18 protein-coding genes are annotated in these 20513 nt (G+C 71.4%); 11 read left to right on the forward strand and 7 right to left on the reverse strand.

What is annotated here, in order from left to right; genetic code table 11:
* Positions 1-41 precede the first annotated feature (41 nt).
* Positions 42-884, reverse strand: coding sequence for a helix-turn-helix domain-containing protein (locus NYZ98_RS01880; protein ID WP_262840669.1), 843 nt, complete (start codon positions 882-884; stop codon positions 42-44).
* 147 nt (positions 885-1031) lie between these two features.
* On the opposite strand from NYZ98_RS01880, the gene NYZ98_RS01885 reads away from it, so the two are divergent.
* Positions 1032-1637, forward strand: coding sequence for an NADPH-dependent FMN reductase (locus NYZ98_RS01885; RefSeq protein ID WP_262840670.1), 606 nt, complete (start codon positions 1032-1034; stop codon positions 1635-1637).
* 130 nt (positions 1638-1767) lie between these two features.
* Positions 1768-2595, forward strand: coding sequence for a zinc metalloprotease (locus NYZ98_RS01890; protein WP_262840671.1), 828 nt, complete (start codon positions 1768-1770; stop codon positions 2593-2595).
* 17 nt (positions 2596-2612) lie between these two features.
* Here NYZ98_RS01890 and NYZ98_RS01895 read toward each other — a convergent pair whose 3' ends face one another.
* The gene (locus NYZ98_RS01895; protein WP_262840672.1) at positions 2613-3545 is read right to left on the reverse strand and encodes an NADP-dependent oxidoreductase; all 933 of its coding nucleotides are present in this window, start codon (positions 3543-3545) and stop codon (positions 2613-2615) included.
* Positions 3546-3647: 102 nt separating this feature from the next.
* Here NYZ98_RS01895 and NYZ98_RS01900 point away from each other — a divergent pair, with 102 nt between their 5' ends.
* Positions 3648-4070, forward strand: a complete 423-nt coding sequence (locus NYZ98_RS01900) for a winged helix-turn-helix transcriptional regulator (RefSeq protein ID WP_262840673.1) — start codon at positions 3648-3650, stop codon at positions 4068-4070.
* A 142-nt stretch (positions 4071-4212) separates the two neighbouring features.
* Here NYZ98_RS01900 and NYZ98_RS01905 read toward each other — a convergent pair whose 3' ends face one another.
* Positions 4213-5232, reverse strand: coding sequence for a hypothetical protein (locus tag NYZ98_RS01905; RefSeq protein WP_262840674.1), 1020 nt, complete (start codon positions 5230-5232; stop codon positions 4213-4215).
* On the reverse strand, positions 5232-6272 hold the full coding sequence (locus tag NYZ98_RS01910) for a C40 family peptidase (RefSeq protein ID WP_262840675.1): 1041 nt from the start codon (positions 6270-6272) through the stop codon (positions 5232-5234). The genes NYZ98_RS01905 and NYZ98_RS01910 overlap by 1 nt, the downstream gene beginning before the upstream one ends.
* A gap of 179 nt (positions 6273-6451) precedes the next feature.
* Here NYZ98_RS01910 and NYZ98_RS01915 point away from each other — a divergent pair, with 179 nt between their 5' ends.
* The 5 genes from NYZ98_RS01915 (at position 6452) to NYZ98_RS01935 (ending at position 11881) form a co-directional block, all read left to right on the forward strand.
* The gene (locus tag NYZ98_RS01915) at positions 6452-7570 is read left to right on the forward strand and encodes a helix-turn-helix domain-containing protein (protein WP_262840676.1); all 1119 of its coding nucleotides are present in this window, start codon (positions 6452-6454) and stop codon (positions 7568-7570) included.
* Between the two features lie 292 nt (positions 7571-7862).
* A complete protein-coding gene (locus tag NYZ98_RS01920) occupies positions 7863-8390 on the forward strand; it encodes an SRPBCC family protein (RefSeq protein ID WP_262840677.1) in 528 nt (175 codons plus the stop codon).
* Positions 8391-8502: 112 nt separating this feature from the next.
* A complete protein-coding gene (locus tag NYZ98_RS01925; RefSeq protein WP_262840678.1) occupies positions 8503-9690 on the forward strand; it encodes a sensor histidine kinase in 1188 nt (395 codons plus the stop codon).
* A gap of 161 nt (positions 9691-9851) precedes the next feature.
* Positions 9852-10613: a response regulator gene (locus NYZ98_RS01930; RefSeq protein WP_262840679.1), complete on the forward strand. Its 762-nt coding sequence runs from the start codon at positions 9852-9854 to the stop codon at positions 10611-10613.
* Positions 10614-10651: 38 nt separating this feature from the next.
* Positions 10652-11881 carry a serine hydrolase domain-containing protein gene (locus NYZ98_RS01935; RefSeq protein ID WP_262840680.1) on the forward strand — a complete coding sequence of 410 codons (1230 nt, stop codon included), beginning with the start codon at positions 10652-10654 and terminating at the stop codon, positions 11879-11881.
* Between the two features lie 95 nt (positions 11882-11976).
* Here the strand turns inward: NYZ98_RS01935 and NYZ98_RS01940 are convergent, their stop codons facing one another.
* On the reverse strand, positions 11977-12828 hold the full coding sequence (locus NYZ98_RS01940) for a DUF72 domain-containing protein (RefSeq protein WP_262840681.1): 852 nt from the start codon (positions 12826-12828) through the stop codon (positions 11977-11979).
* A gap of 307 nt (positions 12829-13135) precedes the next feature.
* On the opposite strand from NYZ98_RS01940, the gene NYZ98_RS01945 reads away from it, so the two are divergent.
* Positions 13136-13612, forward strand: a complete 477-nt coding sequence (locus tag NYZ98_RS01945) for an ester cyclase (protein ID WP_262840682.1) — start codon at positions 13136-13138, stop codon at positions 13610-13612.
* On the opposite strand, the gene NYZ98_RS01950 is transcribed toward NYZ98_RS01945, so the two are convergent.
* Together NYZ98_RS01950 and NYZ98_RS01955 are read right to left on the reverse strand one after the other, a co-directional pair.
* Positions 13609-14994, reverse strand: coding sequence for an MFS transporter (locus tag NYZ98_RS01950; RefSeq protein ID WP_262840683.1), 1386 nt, complete (start codon positions 14992-14994; stop codon positions 13609-13611). The two genes, NYZ98_RS01945 and NYZ98_RS01950, sit on opposite strands and share 4 nt — an antisense overlap.
* Positions 14995-15247: 253 nt before the next feature.
* Complete coding sequence (locus NYZ98_RS01955) at positions 15248-17239, reverse strand: MGH1-like glycoside hydrolase domain-containing protein (protein ID WP_262840684.1); 1992 nt, start codon at positions 17237-17239, stop codon at positions 15248-15250.
* Between the two features lie 302 nt (positions 17240-17541).
* Here NYZ98_RS01955 and NYZ98_RS01960 point away from each other — a divergent pair, with 302 nt between their 5' ends.
* A complete protein-coding gene (locus NYZ98_RS01960) occupies positions 17542-18573 on the forward strand; it encodes a LacI family DNA-binding transcriptional regulator (protein ID WP_262840685.1) in 1032 nt (343 codons plus the stop codon).
* 117 nt (positions 18574-18690) lie between these two features.
* Positions 18691-20505, forward strand: a complete 1815-nt coding sequence (locus tag NYZ98_RS01965) for an endo-1,4-beta-xylanase (protein WP_262840686.1) — start codon at positions 18691-18693, stop codon at positions 20503-20505.
* The last annotated feature ends 8 nt before the right edge of the window (positions 20506-20513 follow it).

Consider the following 20513-nt stretch of genomic DNA (forward strand, 5'->3'; position numbering starts at 1 on the left):
TCGCGTACGACCTCGGTCGCGCTGCCGGCCGCCTGGTCGCGTCAGCCGGACACCGCGCGCAGCGCTCCCGGCCGCCGGCCGTTGAGGTGGGCGAGGGCGGCGGCCGTGGCGTCGTCGGCGGGCAGCAGGACGACCAGGCGCTGGTCGTCGTCCGCGGGCAGGTCCAGGGTCTCGTACGCCAGGCGCAGCTCGCCCGCCTCGGGGTGGACCAGCCGCTCGACGCCATTGGGCTTCGGGAGCCCGGCCAGGGTGCTCATGCGCGCGGCGAAGGCCTGCCCGGCGATGAGGGTCAGCTCGTCCACCAGCCGGTCCGTGTGGAACGCCCGTTGCTTCAGCGCGGCGGCCCGCTCGTCGGCGACCCGGTCCCATTCGGGGTAGGCGACACGCGCCCGGGGGTCGGTGAACACGTAGCGGGCGAGGTTCGGCGGGGTGCCGTCCAGCAGGCCGATGGGCCCCGCCAGCCGCTCGTACCCCGACGTCCAGGCGATGATCTCGCTCACCCGGTTGACCAGCATCGCGGGCGCGGGCTCCAGGCCGTCGAGCAGCACGCGCACCGTCGGACGAACCGTGCGGGCGGGCGTCATGTCGCCCGCGCATCGGAAGCCGCCGTCGGCCACCTTGCTGAGGCGTTGCAGGTGGATGCGCTCGCTGGTGGTCAGCCGGAGGACGTCGGCCAGCGCGGAGAGCACCTGCGCGGACGGCCGGCGGTCGCGTCCCCGTTCGAGGCGGGTCACGTACTCGACGCTGACCCCGGCGAGCGTGGCCAGCTCGGCCCGGCGCAGACCCGGCGTACGACGGCGGGGACCCGAGGGCAGGCCCACGTCGGCGGGCGTGACGGCCTCGCGGCGGAGCCGCAGGAACATGCCCAGCTCGTTGTCGCTCACCTCTAGAACGTAACAGCGGGGGCCCGCCCGGATCCTGGCCCTTCCGCTACCCCCATCGGTCCGGCCTTCCTGGGTCCGCGCGAGACCGGCAGGTTGGGACGCGTGGCCGCAGCGGTCACCTCATGACGTCCGGCAAGGAGTACGAGCATGCCCAGTGAGACCCTCGACCTCGCGGTCATCATCGGCAGCGTCAGGCAGGGCCGGTTCGGCCCGGTGGTGGCGAACTGGTTCACCGAGCGGGCCGAGTCGCACGGCGCGTTCAAGGTCGACCTGATCGACCTCGCGGACACGCCCCTGCCGCTCGAACTGCCGCCCCTGCCGCCGAGGCTCGAACCGAACATGGCCAGGCCCGCGGAGATGGCGGAGCTGACCCGGCGGATCGACGCGGCGGACGCGATCGTCGTAGTGACGCCGGAGTACAACCGCAGCTTCCCGGCGTCGCTGAAGGCGGCCATCGACTGGCACTACACCGAGTGGGAGGCCAAGCCGATCGGTTTCGTCGGCTACAGCGGGGGGAGCGGCGGCATCCTCGCGGTGGAGCAGTTGCGGCAGGTCTTCGGCGAGCTGCTGGCGCACACGGTCCGCGACTATGTCTCGTTCCCCCGGTACTACCAGCTCTTCGACGCCGACGGCCGGCTCATCGCCCCCGAGGGTCCCGAGGGGTCGGCGAAGGCGATGCTCGACGAGCTCCAGTGGTGGGGGTCGGTCCTGCGCGACGCCCGCCGCGATCGGCCGTACCACCAGGCCGGGTAGACCTCCGGGCGGACCGGCCAGGGCGGGGGCGGGCCCTCCTCCACAGGTTCCCGTGAACGTGGACGGGATACCCGCCGCACTTCATCTGAGAGCACTTATTTCGTGGGGGTTTGTGGTTGAGTCATGCACCATGCTGACCAGCCCCCCGACCGCAGAATCGCCGCGCCGCGCGTGGGTTCCCCTCGCCCTCTCATACGCCGTCGCGCAACTCACCGAAGTGTTCCTGCACGAGTTCTGCCACGCCGTGGCCGCCCGCGCGTACGGCTACCCGACCACGATCGGCCAGTTCGTGGAGGACAACCCCTCGACCTCCTCCCCGGCCCACGAGGCCGTCATCGCCGCGGCCGGTCCGGTCGGCAGCGTGGCGCTGGGACTGCTGTTCCTGTCGATCTACCGGCGCTCGATCAGGCGCCAGGGTTTCGGCAACCTGCTGATGATGTGGCTGGCCATGACCGGGCTGGTGGGCGGCATCGGCTACCTGGTCGTGATGCCGATACTCACCCCCGGTGACACGGCCGTCGTGGCCAGGATCCTGGGCATCCCCATGGCGCTGCAGATCGTCATCGCGGCCGGCTCGATGGTGGCCCTGTACTTCGTGGCCAGGCCGCTCGGCACGATGTGGCTGGACACCCTGCCGCCCGCCACGCCCGTGGCCTCCCCCCACGAGCGGGCGACGAGCGTCACCCGCCTGTGGATCCCGTTCCTCCTCGGTTTCGTCCTGCTGCTCCCCGCCGCGATCGGCGGCGACCCGCTGATCGTGTTCTACGGCCTGATCGGTGTCTGGGGGCCGGGCATGGCGCTGATCGGCTTCATGACGCTCGGTGTCCGCCGGCCCTACGAACGGCCGGCGTCCACCGAGTCCGGCTCCCCCTGGCGCGTCCCCATCTGGGGATACGTCCTGTACGCGGCCCTCGTGGCCTTCTACCTGCTGGCCCTGCGCCCCGGCCTGCCCTTCTGATTCCCGGCGCGGGCGTCTCACGGGGTGAGGACGATCCGGCCGCGAAGACCGCCCTTCTCCAGCAGGGTGTGCGCGGCCCGGGCCTCCTCCAGCGGCAGCGTCCGCGCCACACGAAGCGTGAGCGCTCCCGCGTCCACGAGCGCCGCCAGTTCGGCGAGCCGGGCGCCGTCGGCGAAGACCTCCTGGACGACGACGCGCGTGCCCCGGATGGGCGGCGGGGCGAACGGGGCGACCAGCGCGACGAACGTGCCCGCGCCGCGCAGCGCCTGATGCGCCGCGATGCCGAGGACCGCCGCGTCGACCACGGCGTCCACCCCGCCCGGGACGATCGACCGCACGGCGGGACCGAGGTCGTCGGCCGACGTGACGACCTCGTCGGCGCCGAGCGCGCGCACCCGTTCCACGTCGCCGGGGCGGGCGTGGGCGACGGTCCGCAGGCCGCGCAGCGCGGCGAGCTCGACCACGAACCCGCCTACGCCACCTGACGCGCCCGTGACCAGCAGCGTCCCTCCGCGACCGAGGCCCGCGAGGCCGAGCGCGCGGTCGGCGGTGAGGGCGTTGAGCGGGAGCGTCGCCGCCTCGACCAGGGACACCGACGTGGGGGCCTTCGCCACCGCCGGCTCGTCCAGCACGACATGGCCGGCATGGGCCCCGCCCGCGAACAGCAGGTCGCGCAGGCCGACGACCGCGTCGCCCGGCCGGAAGCGGCGGGTGTCCGGTCCGAGCGCGTCGACGTGCCCGGCCACGTCCCATCCGAGCCCGAGCGACGCCGAGGGGGCGACCAGACCCGCTTCGGTGAGGCGCCCGGCACGCGCGGAGAGGTCGATCGGGTTGAGCGCCGAGCCCGCGACCTTCACGCGTATCTGCCCGGGGCCGGGGTCGGGTACCGGGGTGTCGATCAGCTCGAGGACTTCGGGGCCGCCGAACCGGCGGACGGCAATGGAACGCATGCGGCCGACGTTAGAAAACGGTGGGTACCGTGGGAAGAAGGTACTCGCGAGTGCCCATGGAACGCCGGGGGAACCACGCCGGCGCCGGACGCGGGAGGACCCATGGCGACGATGAGCTCCGCCGAGAGGCGCGATGTCGCGCGGCGGGCGTACAACGCGAACCTCGCCGGGTGCCCGGGGCACGAGCTGCTGGCGACCCTCAGCGACAAATGGGTCACTCTGGTGCTCAGCGCGCTCGCGGACGGCCCGCTGAGGCACAGCGAGATCTCCCGGATCGTCGCGGGCGCGACCCAGAAGATGCTCACGCAGACGTTGCGCAAGCTCGAACGCGACGGGCTCGTCGACCGCGCGGTCACCGCGTCCGTGCCGCCGCGCGTCGACTACGAGCTGACCGCGCTCGGGGAGAGCCTGCTCCCGCTCCAGCGTGCCATCAAGGCCTGGGCGGAGGACCGCATCGAGGACGTGCGCGCGGCCCGCGACCGCTACGACGCGGCCGGGCGTGACGACCGGCGCGGGGCGTCCTGACCGGCCGGGACGTCATGCGGGAGCGTCACGACCGGCGCGCCGGTGTGGACCACGAGGAGCCCGGTCACGGGTGTGACCGGGCTCCTGCCCCTGATCGTGAAGGGCCGGACCGCCGGTGGAGGACCGGACGGCCGTGGCCGGGTCAGTTGAGGGCGAGCGGCCGGTAGGCGGCGAACCCGGTCCCCGGGGACAGGCCCTGGGTCAGGCGCCGGTGGTCGGTGCCGTAGCCGCGACGCTGCTGGTAGGCCCAGTACGACCGGTGCTTGGCGTCCGCCCATCTGTCGAAGATGATCACCTGCCGTCCGGCGGCCGGACCGGTGGCCCTGATGACCAGGTCACCGGGACGCAGCTCGGAGACCGGGATCGGCCTGCTGTGGCCGGCGGAGACCAGCCCCAGGGAGGTGGGACCGGGTGCGCCGAGCCGCAACGCCATCGCGGCGTAACCCGAGCCGTCGGCCCGGTAGCCGTCGTGCCTGGCGGTCTGGCTGTACGGCACGCGCTGCGCGGTGGCCGGCTTCCAGGTCTTCGCGCGGGCGATGACCTGGGCTCGCGTCACACCGGCCGCGGGCCACAACGCGGAGACGATCACCTGCGCGTCCCCGGCCTGCGGCTGGTACCGCTCGGGGTACTTCGACACCTGCACCCGCTGGCAGACGTCGCCCACCACGGCCGTCCGCCAGGAACCGTCCGGGTACTTGCGGAGCATCTTGTCGAGGAACGCCCCGGTCGACCAGGCCACGTCGAGCCGCTGGGCGGCGCTGCCCCAGGCGACCCGCTGCTGGAACACGCCCAGGCTGTCGTGGTCGACCTCCCGGTTGATGTTCCGCACGCCCGACTCGACGATGGCCGTGGTGATCGCGATCACCGCCGCCTCCCTCGGGAGCCCGCGAGCGCGGACCACCCCGACCACCGCCCTGGCGCACGAGACCCGGTACCCGTCCAGGTAGCCGCGCATCTTCATCGTCACCTGGTTGTTGAGGAGCGCGGCCGTCCCGGTGTCGCCCGCCGTCACCCCTCCCGTCCCGCAGGGGGCGGTCGGCAGGGGGGCGGCGGCCTCCGCGGTCGTCGCGGGGACGGTCGCCGCGAGGGTCGCCGCGAGCAGGAGCGCCCCCGCGATCCGGGCCGGGCCGAGCGGGCCGGCCCAGGGCCGTGTTCCGCGCACTAGCGGATCCCGGTCGGGCGGTAGGCCTTGAACTGGGTGCCGGCCGTCAGGCCGTCCTTGACGATGCGGTAGTCGGTGCCGAACCCGGCGCGCTGCTGGTAGGCCCAGTACGAGGTGTGCCCGGCGTCGGCCCACTTGTCGAAGATGAGCACGGCGCGCGCGGTGCTGCCGCCCACCGGGTCGATCACGAGGTCGCCCTGGAGCAGTTCGGTCATCTTGATGGGACGGCTGTGGGCGCTCGCCGCCAGGTCCATCGTCAGCAGGCCGGGCTTGGCGAGGCCGAGCGTCATGGAGACGTAGCCCGAGCCGTCGGCGCGGTAGCCGTCGTGCTTGGCGGTCTGGCTGTACGGCACGCGCTGCGCGGTGGCCGGCTTCCAGGTCTTCGCGCGGGCGATCACCGTGGCGCGGGTGACCGTGGGCGGCGGCACCGGCGCGTCCTCACGGATGTTCAGCGCCCGGTACGGCTTGTACTCGCTCCCCGACGACAGGCCGTAGGTGCGGGTCCGGTAGTCGGTCCCGTAGCTGCCGCGCTGCTCGTAAGCCCAGTACGAGGTGTGCCCGGTGTTGGCCCACTTCTCGAAGATGACGACGTGCCTGGTGTTGTTGTTGCCGATGGCGTCAATGATCAGGTCGCCCTTGCGCAGTTCGGAGATCTTGATGCGCTTGGTGTAAGCCGCCTTGGCCAGCCCGACGGTGATCGGCCCGGGCTTGGCGAGCCCGAGCGCCATGGAGACGTAGCCGGAGCAGTCGGTCCGGTAGCCGCCGTGCGTCTTGGCCTGGCTGTAGGGAATGCGCTTCGAGGTGTGCGGGTTCCAGGTCTTGGCCCGGGCGATCATCGCCGAGCGGGTGATCGGAGCCGCGGCGGCCAGGGTGGACGCCGCGTCCGTGGTCGCCGACGCGGTCACCAATGTGACCGGCGCGATGCGGGTGAGGGGCGCCGCCTGGGCGGACGCCGGCAGCGCGAGGCCGCCTCCACACGCGACGGCCGTGACGAGCGCCAGGTTTCCTGCCGTGATCCAAAAGCTTCGGTCCGAGGGCATGTGTTCTCCTATAGTCCCTGCCGTTGATCGTTCGGTTTGGCCGGCCGGGCACACACGCTGGCAGGAAATTCCTGAAACTCATCGTGAAATTAATGAAGTTGGGACAATACCTCCAATAGGTGTCGACATGACCTGCGATGACTCAGGCCGCTGAGACAAGGTTGGGACGAATCACCGTGGTGAACGGAATCGGGAACACTGGCAGGAGTCGACGACTGCGACCGCTGTCCGACGACCTGCCCGAGCCGACCCGCATACTCCTGCGGGAACTGAGAGCCCTGAAGGAACGGGCGGGTTTCGACCTGCGGGCACTGGAGCAGGTGACGCACGCGAGCCGGTCGTCCTGGGGGCGATGGCTCGCGGGAGACACCTGGATCCCGCTGGACGCCGTGGAAGGGCTGGCCCGGCTGTGCCGGGAGGACGAGGGCCGCTTCCGCGAGTTGTGGGAGGCGGCCGAGCAGGCCCGGCGGCTGGCGGGCTTCCCCGAAGGCGTCCCGGACGGCGTTCCGGCCGGCGTCTCGGGCAGCCTGTCGGGCGGTGTGTCAGGCGGTGTGCCGGGCGGTGTATCGGACGCCGTCGCGCCGCCGGTCGGGCAGGCCTCGGGGTCGGACACGCTGATCGAGATGAAGGAGGGGACCACGGACGAGACGACCGGTGTGATCGCGCCGCGCGGGCCCGCGGGCCGGTCGCGACGGCGGTTCCTGGTCGGGGCCGTCCTCGGCCTGGCCGTCGGCCTGACCGCCGGCATCGTGCTGAGCATCACGCTCAGCGGGGGATCGGCGCCGGCGACCGGCGGCGCGAGCGTGCACGCCGTACGCACCAAGGCCCCCAAACCGGTCATCGTGGCCGTGGACCGGGCCGGAGTGATCGCCAGGGCCAGGACCTGGCGGCCGGCCACCGGACGGCGGGTGCCGTACAGCCAGGTGAAGAAGCACGACGGCTACCGCACCGACGGCTCCGGCTACGCCTCCATGGCGCTCGAACTGCCGCGGCCGGGGCCCAACACGATCAGCCTGGCCACACCGAACTTCAGCCGGCCGATCAAGATGACCGAGCTGCTCCAGGGCGACCTCGTGATCGACCCGGTGGGCGGCAACACGGCGCGCGCGGTGGTCATCTTCGACCGATGGGCCGACGCGGGGCACACCTCGTACTGGGCCTACCAGCAGCGTGCCGGGTACGGCACCGACTACCGCATCGTCGACCACGGGCTGAAGCCGGGCGGCCAGTTCCGGGCCTACCGCCCGGTCAACCTCCGGGACGGCGCCGCCGCCAGGAGCACTCCCACGGCGGGGTGACCGCTTCAGCCCTTTCGACCGGGCTCGGGCGACATCGCCTTTTGCCGCGCCCGCTAATTGGAACGAAACATTCGGCTAATTTGGACCGAAACACACCGTTCCTCGCCATTGGAATGGCTGTGTGAATGGGCCGCCGCATCCACGGGTCCTCATCTGGAACACCTTTTCCTTGCTGGGGAAATAACGGCCGGACCGCCGTGACACGGGCCGGCGGGCGGCCCTCTTTTTGTCGTACCCGGTGCGTACTCTCCGACTGGACCGCACCATTCCCACGGCTGAAGGAGGCGCGTCGATGGCGAGCGAGGAGCGCGAGGAGCGCGAGGAGCGCGAGCCCATGGCGGTGTCCAGGCGGATCGGCGTGCCCGCGGGCGACATCTTCCAGATCCTGGCCGACCCCCGAAGACACCTCGACCTCGACGGTTCCGGCATGCTGCGCGGCGCCGTCTCCGAGGCGACGGTCTCGGGCGTCGGCGACGTCTTCGTGATGAGGATGTACTACCCGCGACACGGCGACTACGAGATGAACAACCATGTCGTGGAGTACGAAAAGGACCGGCGCATCGCCTGGGAGCCGGAGGCGGGACGCGGACACCCCGACGCCTCCTCCGCCGCCGCGCGCTGGGGGCATCGGTGGACCTTCGACCTGCTCCCCGACGGCCCCGGCGCGACGATCGTGACCGAGATCTACGACTGCTCCCGCGTGCCGGAGGACGAGCGCGAAGGCATGGACCACGGCCGCGTGTGGATCGAGAGCATGAGCGCCACCCTGGACCGCCTCACCGCCCTCTGCGCCCCCCACCCGCCGCGATCCCCCTCCTGATCCTCGTCGTCCGCGGCTTCGCCGTACCGTGGAAGGCCGCACCTGGGAGGCAAGATTGGACCTCGCGTCCGCTCCACCGTTCTACGAGACCGTCCGCGACCGGGTGAGGTCCATGCCTCCCCTGCTGACGGACACGGCGCTCGCCGCGCTGGTGCTGGTCGTGCAGTTGTGGCCGTTCCTCTCCCGCGACAACCCGTACGGCGGGCCGTGGCACTGGTGGGGATACGTCGTCGTGACCGCCTCCGCGCTGCCGCTGGTGTGGCGGCGCCGGGCACCGGTGGTCACGCTCATGGCCACCCTCCTCGCGACGTCCCTCTACGACCTCGTGGACGCGGTCGCCCCGCAGCCGATCTGGTACACCGGCCTCGTCGCGATCTACACGGTGGCCGCACGCTCGGCGCGCCTGCCCCGCCTCGTCATGATCAGCGGCACGGTCGTGGGAGGCATGCTCCTCGTCGGCTCCTCTGAGACCGCGCTGCGCGGCGTCGTGCTGTTCGTCGCGGCGTACGCGATCGGCCGCGCCTCCGCCACCTCCCGCGCGTACGCCACCGCCCTTGAGGAACGGGCCGCCCGGCTGGAGCACGACCGCAGGCGCGAGGCCGAACGGGCCGCCGAGCGGGAACGCGCCCGGATCGCCCGGGACATGCACGACATCCTCGCTCACGCGGTCAGCCTCATGGTGGTACAGGCCGAGGCCGGTCCCGTCGTGGTCAGAAGCGACCCGGCGCGCGCCGAGGCCACCTTCGACGCGATCGCCTCCGCCGGGCGCGACGCGATGGTCCAGCTCCGCCGCATGCTGGGCGCTCTCAAGGAGGACACGGGTTCGCGGGCGCCGCAGCCGACCATCGGCGATCTGCCCTCCCTGGCCGCCCAGGTCTCCGGTACCGGTCTCGACGTGCTCTTCTCCACCTCGGGCGAGCCCCGCTCGCCGCTCCCCGACATCGAGGTGGCCGCCTACCGGGTGGCCCAGGAGGCCCTCACCAACATCGTCAAGCACGCGGGCGCCACCCGTGCCGATCTCCGGCTCCTCTGGGCGGACGACAGCCTCATGATCAGCATCACCGACGACGGCCGGGGCGTCACCGACGGCGCCCGGGGTCCGAGCGACGACGGCCGGGGCTCCGGAGCGTCCTTGCCCGCCGGGGGAAGCGGCCTGATCGGCATCCGCGAGCGCGTCGGCGCCCTCGGCGGCTCCGCGATCATGGGCCCGCGTACCGACGGACCGGGCTTCCGCGTCCTCGTGCGGCTACCGCTGACCGAGACCCCGCGACCACGCCCGTCGGAAGCGGCACGGTCATGACTCGAAAAGAAGGTGGGGGCGTGGCCGGGGGTGGTGCGGGCGTGAGTGGTGCGGGCGTGAGTGGTGTGAGCGTGGGTGGTGTGAGCGTGGGTGGTGCGGGCGTGAGTGGTGCGGGCGTGAGTGGTGTGAGCGTGGGTGGTGTGAGCGTGGGTGGTGTGAGCGTGGCTGTGAGGGTGGTGGTGGCCGATGACCAGGAGCTGGTGCGCGTCGGCTTCGGCATGATCCTGGACGCGCAGCCCGGCATCGAGGTCGTCGCCGAGGCGGGCGACGGAGCCGAGGCCGTCGCGGCGGTCCGTGCGCACCGGCCGGACGTGCTCCTCCTCGACATCCGCATGCCCACGATGGACGGCATCGAGGCGGCCAGGATCGTGTGCGCAGAGACCGGCTGCCGGGTGATCATGTTGACCACGTTCGACCTGGACGACTACGTGTACGACGCGTTACGCGCGGGCGCGAGCGGGTTCCTGCTCAAGGACGTCCGCCGCGACGATCTCGTGCACGCCGTGCGGGTGGTGGCGGCCGGCGAGTCGCTGCTCGCTCCCTCGATAACCACAAAGCTGATCGCCGAGTTCACCGCCCGGACGGTCGCCCGCCCTGCCGTACCCCCTTCCGAGCGGCTCGCCGTCCTGACCGTCCGCGAGCAGGAGACACTCCTGATGATCTCGCGCGGGCTGTCCAACGCGGAGATCGCCAAGGCCATGGTGCTCAGCGAGCACACCGTCAAGACCCACGTCAGCAACGTCCTGACCAAACTCGGGCTCCGCGACCGGGTACAGGCGGTGATCGCCGCCTACGAGACCGGCCTCGCGATCCCGGCAGGCCCTGACAAACCGCCGGAGCCCACCCCCAGGCTCCCTCGTGAGAGGGAGTGGAAGATCGCCTGTGGGAGCGATCCGGGGTCCAGGCGCGGTCGGCAGGATTGACGGCGTCCCGCACGAGTGCCCTCACCTGGAGACCCACGATGAAGACCTCTCGTACCGCCGTCGCCGGTCTCGCCCTCGCGGCCCTGTTCTCGACGGCAGGAGCACCCGCGCTCGCCGTCACCGCCGCAACGGCTGGAGTGCCGGCGCTCGCGTCCGTCGAGACGCGTCCGTCCTCCGCCGCCGTGCGGATCGAGGTGCCGCCGATCGACGCGGCGGCGTTGAAGCGCAGCATCGCCGGGCTGCCCGCTCCGGACGCCACCGCCGCCGAGGTCAGGGTGGGCGGCTCGAAGGGCTCGTGGCACGGGGTCACGGGCGTGACCGACCTGCGTACCAGGCGGCCGGCGAAGGAGGGGGCCCGGTTCCGGGCGGGCAGCGTGACCAAGATCTTCACCGTCGCCGTGGTCCTGCAACTCGTCGCCGAGGGCAGGCTTTCGCTGAACGACACGGTTCAGCGGCACCTTCCCGGCCTGCTGCCCCCCGGCTACCCGCCGATCGAGGTCGGCTGGTTGCTGAACCACACCAGCGGGCTACCGGCCCCCAAGATCGACGGTGACATCGCGTCGATCTACGCCACCCGGTTCAGGAAATGGACGCCACGGGAGTACGTCGGCGAGGCCGTGAAGAACCCGATCGAGTTCACGCCGGGCACCCGGCAGCACTACCTCAACATCAACACGTTCGTGGCGGGCCTGCTGATCGAGAAGATCACCGGGCGGTCCTACGAGCACGAGGTGACCACCCGGATCCTCAGGCCCGTCGGCCTGCGCGACACCTACCTGCCCGGAGAGTCGGTCCGCGTGCGGGGGCGGCACAACCACGGCTACCAGGTCGTCCCCGAGGGATTCCCGAACGCGATCAAGTTCGGCAAGACCCACGTCGTGGACATGACCGAGACCAGCGTCACCTCGACCTGGGCCTCTGGCGACCTGATCTCCACCACGGCCGACCTGGAGAAATTCGTCAAGGCCCTGTTCCGGGGCAAGGTCGTACCGGCCGCGCGGCTTGAGGCCATGTTCACGGTGCCGAAGGTCACGATGTACCCCGGCGGCGAGGCCGCCGCGTACACCTCGGGCCTGACCAAGATGGAGCTGCCCAGCGGCATCGTGATCTTCGGCAAGACCGGGGCCAGGTACGGCAGCGCGGCCGGCGTCGGCGCGACCCGCGACCTGAGCCGGACGGTCGCCTACTCGATCAACTCCACCGACGCCAAGGCCTCCGGCCAGAACCAGCGCGGCCTCGGCGTCGCCCTCGCCGCGTTCGCCGAATAGCGGATCACGCGCACGCCCGTACCGGCACCATCGCCGGCCCGCGAGCCGCCCGGGGCTACCGCAACCTGCTGCCGCCGTCCGTGGCGGGCCGGGGGTCAGAAGAGGGTCAGGGGTTCGGCCGGGGCGGGGTCGGGGAGGGGGTCGAGTCCGGGGACCTGGGCCCGTACGTCATCGTGGAAGCGGCGGGCGAGCGTCAGGGCGTCGGCGTTGTCGGGGGTGTGGACGAACACGGTCGGCGAGCGGCCCTCGCGGAGCCAGTCGGCGACCGTGCCGACCCAGTCCCGCCACCCCTCGATCGTGCGCCGCGCGTCGTCCCGCCCGAGGTAGCGGACGATCGGGCGGTCGGTGAGCGCGGTCGTCCGGCGGGGCACGCGCGGCTTCCTGCTCCACGTCTCCCGTTCGGCGTCACTGACCGGGGGGTTCTGGAAGAAAACCGTGGTGTCGAACGGGACCCACTCGGCGCCGACGTCGCCGAGCACCCGTTCGAGGAGCCCCTCGGCTCGCGCGTCGTCGAAGAACGCCCGATGGCGGACCTCGACGGCGCATCTGTACGAGCGGGGAAGCCTGCGGAGGAAACCCGCCAGAACACCGAGGTCGTCCGGAGCGAACGATCCCGGTAACTGCACCCAGAGGGCGTGGGCCCGGGGCCCGAGGGGCTCGATCGCCTCCAGGAACGTCCGGAGCTCCTCGTCGGCGCCGGTCAGGCGGCGCTCGTGCGTGATCGACTTGGGCAGCTTGGGTACCAGGCGGAAGTCGGGGGAGGTCTGCCTGGCCCACGACTCGACGGTGCTCTTCGACGGTGTCGCGTAGAACGTCGTGTTGCCCTCCACCGCGTTGCACCAGGTCGCGTAGGCCCGCAGGCGCTCCCCGGGAGAGAGCGGATGGGGCAGGAGGCGTCCCTGCCATGGCGCGTGCGTCCACATCGCGCATCCCACATGAAGCCGCATGGCTTCGACGCTATCCAAGGCCGGCGGCGACGGGGGCCGATCTCCCGGCAACGGCCGTCCCCTCCTGCCAGGAGACCCAGGCGAGGATTTGCCCTGTTTACGGCTTTATGAGGGCTCCAGGAGGTTGCGCGGGGTTCCATGGCGCGCGCACGGCACCGTCGTCGTCAGCGGGTGACCGCCCGCTGGGTAGCGTTGGGAATGCGGTCGACACCCAGAGCAGGACCGACCCGCCCTGAGCACCATGGCATCCGCCATCTCGATCACGTCGGGGCCGCCGGCGGGCCGGCACCGGCGGAGGATTCACGTCATGTCTAGATCCTGGGACATCAAGCACGACCTGTGCGACGCGATCAACGCGCACGACCTGGATCGGGTGCTCGAGTTCTACGCCCCTGACGCCGTCTACGTCGCCCCGGCGGGCGTGGCGGAGGGGCGCGAGCAGATCTCCTGGCTCTACGAGCAGTTCTTCCGGGGCTTCCCCGACCTCCACCTGACGGCGTGGTACGAGGTCGAATGCGACAACCCCGCGGTCACGGAATGGACGATCACCGGCACCCACAGGGGGCCCTTCCTGCTGCCCGACGGGCGCGAGGTGGAGGGTACCGGCCGCCCCATCACCCTCAGGGCCACCTGCCTCTCCCATATCGAGGACGGCAAGATCAGCACGCACCGGGAGTACTTCGACCAGCTGGAGCTCTACACCCAGCTCGGCTTCGGCCTGACCGAGCAGCGCACCGCCTGCATGCAGGCGACCGCGTCCGGTCGTGAAGGCCGCCGGCGCTAGTCGTGGAGGCCGCCGGCGGCGCCCAGGACCCGCCGGGCGTCCCGCTCGAACGACCCCCGAGCCGCGAGGCAGAGCAGGCCGCCGAGCACCATCGGCACGACCAGCGCGTACATGGCGGTGGCCAGGGATCCGGTCCGATCCGAGGTGATGCCCACGACCAGCGGCCCGAACGCGGCGCCGGCCGTGAGGCACAGTTGCAGCAGCGCGAAGGCGAGGCCGCGCGAGGCGGCGCCGACCACGTCGGCCAGGGAGGCGGTCATGTTCGGTATCGCCGTCGCCGACAGGAACGACGAGGCCAGCACCAGGACGGCGAACATGGCCAGGGTGCTCGCGGAGATCGCCAGCGCCTGAACCAGCGCGCCCAGCGTGATGCCGACGCCGCCGACGAGGAGCCGCCCGCCCTTGCGGGTCGTGTGCGTGCGCCGGCCGAGCCACGCCCCGGTGAGCGTGCCGCCCACGACGCCGGCGATGCTGATCAGGCCGCTCAGCGACGCGGCGGCCCCGGGGTCGACCCCGTACCTCCTGACGATCAGGCTCGGTATCCAGAAGGCGATCCCGGTCAGGCCGAAGGCGAGCGCCATCAGCCCGGCGCAGACCATGGTGAGGGTGGGGATCCTCAGCACCTCACGGAACTGCGTTCCGAACCGCAGGCCGCCGGTCAGCCTGGCGGTCATGCCCGCCACCTCCCCGCGCGGCGAGGCGTCCGGGACGGGCGTCGGCTCGCCGGAGCCCCGGGCGACGACCTGGTCGAGGAAGCCGCGCGCGGGCTCCCTGAGCCACCACACGACCAGAGCGGTCAGCACGCCGGGAACGGCCATGATCATGAAGGTGACGCGCCACCCGAAGGCCTGGCCGAGCACGCCGCCGAGCACCGTGCCGACGCCGCCGAGGTAGGTGGTGATCCGGACGAGGCCGTAGGCCTTGGCGCGGGTGAGCGGGGGGTAGTAGTCGGCCAGCAGGCTGCCGGAGGCCGGGTTGTCGATGTGCTCGGCCGTCGCGAGGAGCACCCGCATCACGTAGAACATGCCGAATCCGGCCGCCAGGCCGGACCCGAGCGTCGCCAGGCCCCAGCAGAACACGACGATGGCGATGACGCGGGTACGGCTGTAGCGGTCGGCGAGGTAGCCGGCGGGCAGGGAGACCACCGCCCCGGCGAGCGCGGCGGCCGTGGGGATGGACCCCGCGGCCGTGTCGCTGATCGCCCATTCGCGCTGGAGCAGCGGCAGCATGCCGGACAGCAGGCTCGCCTCGACCCGGTCGACCAGCCCGACCACGAAGAGCACCACCAGCGGCGCCCACCCGTAGGGGGCGCTGTCACCGGCGCTTATCCCCCGGATCGGCGGGACTCCCAGCCGCCGCTTCTCGGCAACGACCTCGGCCATCGAGCCCTCCTCCACTGGAGTGCCGGACGGCACGGGGTCAGCCGGATCGGCTGGAAGAAAGTTCTGGTCGAGGGTGCCACAGCACGCACGTGCTCGACCAGAGGGATCTTCGTGACCGGTACGTCATGATCCGTGATGATGCCTGACCACCCGGGGGTCCGCGCGTACGGGCGGACCACAAGATTGCGACCCGGCGGGCGGGGTCACAGGCCGGCCCGGCGAGCGGGTCACAACAGGGCGGGCGGCGGGCGGGTCACCGGATCGGCTCGCCGGCCGCATGGCGCCGGCCGTCGACCGTGACCGTTCCCGAGGCGGTCGAGATGTCGACGGTCCTGCCGCGGTGGGACAGCCCGGTCAGTTCCAGGCCGCCGTCCGGAAGGGCGGCGGGCGAGACGACCAGCCCGCCGTCGAGCTGGAACCGCACCCCCGCCGCGCCGGTCAGGATCGCCTCGGCGCCGGCCAGCCCGGCGACGATGTTGACCCGCCGGCCCGAGGGCGGCGCGGCGGGGCGGTCGCAGTAGTGCTCCTGGGGGAAATAGGGGAAATGTTGCCCCATCCAGAGCAGCCGTTCCATGACCTGCCAGGCGAGATCGGCCTCGCCCCGCTCCCATAGGCTCAGGGCGAGCTGCGGCCCCTCCCCGCTGTAGGCGCCGCCCCCCGACCAGTCGGTGTCGCCGAGTTCGTAGTGGATCCGGTCCTCCGGCGACACGCCGCTGACGCCGTAGGGCGCGAGGAAGGCGCCGTCGCGCAGCCGTCCGAGCATGGCGGAGGCCATCTCGGGGGTGCAGGCGCCGTTCCGCATCGCGTCGAACGCCTGGACGTGCTGGACGAGCTCGGTGTGCCCGTCGGGGTAGCGGCAGCGGAACCAGCCCTCGTCCTCGTCCCACAGTTCGCGGCCGACGGCCCGCCAGATGTCACGCGCACGGGCGCGCAGGTCGCCGACCGGCAGCCGCGCGCCCGTGACCTCGGACAGGTCCGCGAGCCTGTCCAGGCACCAGGCGCGTTCGGCGTTGGGGCTGGCGACCACGTGCTCCCAGCCGGCGCTGCGCATCTCCAGCAGGTTGTGGTGGGTGCCGTAGTCGCGCAGCGGGCCGGCGGCGGTGAAGCGGCGGTCGAGACCCTCGGCCATGTCGTGCAGCCGGGTCACCAGGTCGGGGGTGATGCCGAGATGGGCGGAGACGGCGGTCGCGAGGGTGATCAGGGACCAGCCGCTGTAGGCGTAGGCGACCCCGAGGCCCGTCCCGTCGGGGGCGATCGCGTAGTGGCGGGTCAGGTCGACCTTCATGATCGATTCCAGGACGTCGACGGTCGCGTCGCCGAGCATGAGCGTGAGCAGGTGCGGCGCGTACCCGCCGGTGTCCCACGCGTAGGAGCAGAGCGCGCCGCCGTCCACGCCCGACGTGGCCACGAAGGGGGTGGTGATGAAGCCCGGGTTGTCCCAGAGGCAGACCAGCCCGCTGACCAGGGAGCGCCGCCAGTACGCCTCCAGTCCGGGGATGTCGCTGGTCAGCCGGGGGACGCCCGCGAGGGCGCCGGCCAGCCGCCGCCGCCAGCGCTCGCTGGACTCGGCCGCGAGGTCGCGTGGCCGTCCGTGGCCCGGCACGCCTCCAATGTGCACGGCCAGCGCGAACACCGTCGTCCCGCCCGCCGGGACGTCCTGGCGGAGCCCTTCGTGGACGAGTTCCACCGAGACGTCGCCGGCCTGCCAGGTCAGGCCGTCGGCGCTCGCGCTGGTGGCCCTGGGGCCGGGGGCCGGCGGAACCCAGCCCCATTCGGCGAGCGGCACGCGCTGGGGCCCGCCGGGGTCGGCACGTGGCAGCAGATCCAGGGTGATGTCCCGGTCGCCCCGGTTCACGACCTCCACCTCGAGGACGAAGCCGGCCTGCCCGTACAGGGGGGTGAGCGTGCTCTGGACCCGCAGGGACACCAGGTCGCCCTCGTGGTGGCGGTGGTAGGTGCCGTGCCGGACGATCCGGTCGGGCCGCCAGGTCCCGCCCGCGTAGAGCAGCCCCCGGCCGGCGACGCCCGGGGAGGCGCCGTCGGTGATCCGGTGCCCGTTCACGTCGAACCCGATGACCAGTTCGGCGTCGGGGGCCGCGTACGGCGGCGCGAAGCACCCGCCGACGCCGCACACCGTTCCGAGCAGTGCGCGGACGCTCGTCCAGCCGCTGGTGACCCAGGTGTGGTCGGGCGCGACGCTCTGGCGCAGGTCGTAGGCGAGTTCGTCGAGAGAGTAAGAGGACATGCATCATTCCCTTGCTGGCCGGGACGGCGGGCGGCGTTCTCGAAGGGCGCGGAATGACCGGAGCACGGTCTCGCGTGGCGCGGCGACGGCTCACCAGCGCGCTCAGGACAGATGCTGGCATCCGTTGCGAATCTACGGCAAGAGTTACGGGCGAGTTACCATTATTTTTCCTTTGCGTATTGTTATCGAACCGGTCCAGCGCTACCGTCCCAACAAGGCGTTGGACCGGTTCGACATAAAGGTCGACCCAGGGCTCGAGGCCTCCTTTCGCGCTGGTCACCTACGCTGCAGATGGGACGTGCATGGAAAGAATCACGATCCGTGACATCGCCCGTATCTCCGGCGTGTCGAAGTCGACCGTCTCCCTGGTGATCAATAACAGCCCGAAGGTGGACCCGGAAACGCGGCGACGCGTGCTCAGGGTCATCAGCAAGCACAACTACGTCCCCAGCGTCGCCGCGAGCGCGCTGGCCAAGGGCAAGTCCCCGTTCATCGGCATGATCGTCCCCGGCCTCACCTGGCGGATGGTCGCCCCGATGAACTACGGGGTGGCGTCCGTGGTCGAGACGACCCCCTACGAGATCATTCTGTACACGAGTACCAACGACCATGACTACGCCTCGGTCATCGATCGCATGCTCACGTCGGGGTTGTCGGCCGGGGTCCTGGTGATCGCCCAGGACCAGCCGATGGACCCCCTCCTCGACCTGCACGCGCAGGGCGTTCCCGTCGTCCTCATCAACACGCTCGGCTCCAGCGTCGACCTGCCGTCGGTCGAGGCCGACAGCTACGAGGGCGCGCGCACCGCGATCCGGCATCTCCTCGACCTCGGGCACCGCAGGATCGCCTCACTCCAGGGACCGATGAAGTACCGCTGCTGCCAGGACCGCCAGCGCGGCTACGAGGACGCGCTGGCCGAGGCGGGCGTCACCGCCGACCCCGCCTTCACGGTGCCGAGCGACTTCGACCCGGTCCTCGCGCGGGAGAGGACGCGCGAACTGCTCGACCGCGCGGACCGGCCGACGGCCGTCTTCGCGCACAACGACTCCACCGCCTACGCGGTCATGGAGGCGGCGGACGACCGCGGCCTGCGGATCCCCGACGACCTCTCGCTCGTGGGGTTCGACGACATACCGTCGTCGGCGCACGTCAGACCAGCCCTCACCACGGTCGCCCAGCCCTTCGTGGAGATGGGCAGGCACGCGGCGCGGATGCTGCTGGCTGCCATCCCCTCCACCGAGCGGACCGCCGGCGAGGATCCGCCGGCGCCCATCCGCATCGGCCTGGAGACCACCCTCGTCGTCAGGGCCAGCACCGGGCCCGCCCCCGGCTGACCCCGCCGCCCCATCCACCTCGACGAAGCGAAGGCCGTGCCCACGTGGCGCCCGGCCGCGCTCCGGCCTACCCGTGTGCAGAGTTCCGGCCTACCCGCCTACAGAAAGGACCGGACCATGCGTCGCTTCACGAAGCTACGACTGGTGTCCGCCGTCTTGGGGTCGCTCATCGTGACACTGGGGGGCGTGGTCGTCCCCGCGTCCGCCTTCGCGGCCCCCGTAGAGATCATGCCCCAGCCCACCCTCGAAGCCTTCACCCAGTTCAAGGGCACCCCGTCGCCCACGGCACAGATCGTCGCCGTCCAGGGGCGACCCGAATTCACCAAGGCCCTGCAGGTGTCGGTGACCGGGCAGCCGAGCCTCACGCTCGACGGCGAGTACTCGCTGGGCCTCGGCGCGCCGACCGCCGGCGCCGTCGTCCAGGACGAGGCGATGCTGGCCACGTTCTGGATGCGGTCGGTCACCCCCACCCCGGCCGGTGTCGGCCTGGCCCACTTCGTGTTCGAGGAGAACGGCGGCGGCTTCAAGAAGTCGACGCAGGCCGCGCTGAAGTTCGGGTCCACCTGGCAGCGGTTCCAGCTCCCGTTCCGGATGACCGCCAGCTACGCCGCCGGAGGGGCGCACGCCAACTTCTGGCTCGGGTACGGCCCGCAGGTCCTGCAGATCGCCGGGGTCTCGGTGCAGCGGTACGGAGCGGGCACTCCGTCGGACTGGCCCGCCTCCACCTACACGGGACGCGAGTCCACCGCCTCGTGGCGCGCCGCCGCCGACCAGCGCATCGAGCAGACCCGCAAGGGCAACCTCGTCGTCAAGGTCGTCGACGCCCAGGGGCACCTGATCCCGGGCGCGACGGTCAGCGCCGAGATGACCAAGCACGCGTTCAAGTTCGGCTCCGCCGCCGACGGCTCGTACCTGACCAACCCCAACACCGCCAGCGTCAAGTACCGCCAGACCGTGCTGGCCAACTTCAACCAGGTCACCATGGGGAACAACCTCAAGTGGAACCACTGGGAGGACACCACCGAGCGGGCGAACATCACCCTGCCCGCCCTGCAGTGGATCAAGGACAACAACCTGTTCTACCGGGGACACACCCTGGTCTGGCCCTCGTGCGGGAACATGGCCGCCGACGTCTGCGGCCTGGCCGGCGACCCCGCGGCGCTCAGGAACCGGATCGACGGCCACATCACCGACGAGGTCGGCACGCTCAAGGGCAAGATCGACCAGTGGGACGTGGTCAACGAGCCGTACGCCAACCATGACGTGCAGAACGTCCTCGGCAACGCCGAGCTCGGCCGGTGGTTCCAGCTCGCCAAGCAGGCCGACCCCGCCGCCCGCCTGTTCCTCAACGACTACGACATCCTTGAGGACAGCGGCTACGAGGTACGCCACCAGAACCAGTTCTACGACCTCATCAATTCGCTGAAGAGCGGTGGCGCGCCCGTCGAGGGCATCGGCATCCAGGGGCACTTCGCCGGCGAGCAGCTCACCTCGCCCACGGACCTGATCACCATCCTGAACAGGTTCTCCGGGCTGGGCCTGCCGATCGCGGTCACCGAGTTCGACGTCGGCACGACCGACGAGCAGCTCCAGGCGGACTACACCCGTGACTTCCTCACCGTCGCGTTCAGCCACCCGAACGTCACCGGGGTCAGCACCTTCGGCTTCTGGGAGGGCAACATCTGGGACCCGAAGCGGGCGCTGTTCCGGCGCGACTGGAGCATCAAGCCCAACGGCACCGCCTGGCGCGACCTGATCTACGGCAAGTGGTGGACCAACGCGTCGGGCACGACCGGGAGCACCGGTTCGTACACCGCCCGCGGTTTCCTCGGCGACTACCAGGTGAAGGTCACCGCCGGTGGCGTCACCAAGGAGGTCACCGTCTCCATGCCGACCATCTCCGGTAAGGCGATCACCGTGGTCGCCGGCTGACACAGCAC

The sequence above is a fragment of the Sphaerisporangium corydalis genome, from assembly GCF_025506355.1.
In the GTDB taxonomy this organism is placed as follows: domain Bacteria; phylum Actinomycetota; class Actinomycetes; order Streptosporangiales; family Streptosporangiaceae; genus Sphaerisporangium; species Sphaerisporangium corydalis.

Bases quoted from the DNA above. Each gene is read 5' to 3' on its own strand.
- NYZ98_RS01910 (WP_262840675.1), bottom strand. From the start codon at position 6,272: ATGCCCTCGGACCGAAGCTTTTGGATCACGGCAGGAAACCTGGCGCTC.
- NYZ98_RS01960 (WP_262840685.1), top strand. From the start codon at position 17,542: ATGGAAAGAATCACGATCCGTGACATCGCCCGTATCTCCGGCGTGTCG.
- NYZ98_RS01950 (WP_262840683.1), bottom strand. From the start codon at position 14,994: ATGGCCGAGGTCGTTGCCGAGAAGCGGCGGCTGGGAGTCCCGCCGATC.
- NYZ98_RS01920 (WP_262840677.1), top strand. From the start codon at position 7,863: ATGGCGAGCGAGGAGCGCGAGGAGCGCGAGGAGCGCGAGCCCATGGCG.
- NYZ98_RS01885 (WP_262840670.1), top strand. From the start codon at position 1,032: ATGCCCAGTGAGACCCTCGACCTCGCGGTCATCATCGGCAGCGTCAGG.
- NYZ98_RS01925 (WP_262840678.1), top strand. From the start codon at position 8,503: ATGCCTCCCCTGCTGACGGACACGGCGCTCGCCGCGCTGGTGCTGGTC.
- NYZ98_RS01940 (WP_262840681.1), bottom strand. From the start codon at position 12,828: ATGCGGCTTCATGTGGGATGCGCGATGTGGACGCACGCGCCATGGCAG.
- NYZ98_RS01935 (WP_262840680.1), top strand. From the start codon at position 10,652: ATGAAGACCTCTCGTACCGCCGTCGCCGGTCTCGCCCTCGCGGCCCTG.
- NYZ98_RS01895 (WP_262840672.1), bottom strand. From the start codon at position 3,545: ATGCGTTCCATTGCCGTCCGCCGGTTCGGCGGCCCCGAAGTCCTCGAG.
- NYZ98_RS01965 (WP_262840686.1), top strand. From the start codon at position 18,691: ATGCGTCGCTTCACGAAGCTACGACTGGTGTCCGCCGTCTTGGGGTCG.
- NYZ98_RS01890 (WP_262840671.1), top strand. From the start codon at position 1,768: ATGCTGACCAGCCCCCCGACCGCAGAATCGCCGCGCCGCGCGTGGGTT.
- NYZ98_RS01955 (WP_262840684.1), bottom strand. From the start codon at position 17,239: ATGTCCTCTTACTCTCTCGACGAACTCGCCTACGACCTGCGCCAGAGC.
- NYZ98_RS01900 (WP_262840673.1), top strand. From the start codon at position 3,648: ATGGCGACGATGAGCTCCGCCGAGAGGCGCGATGTCGCGCGGCGGGCG.
- NYZ98_RS01945 (WP_262840682.1), top strand. From the start codon at position 13,136: ATGTCTAGATCCTGGGACATCAAGCACGACCTGTGCGACGCGATCAAC.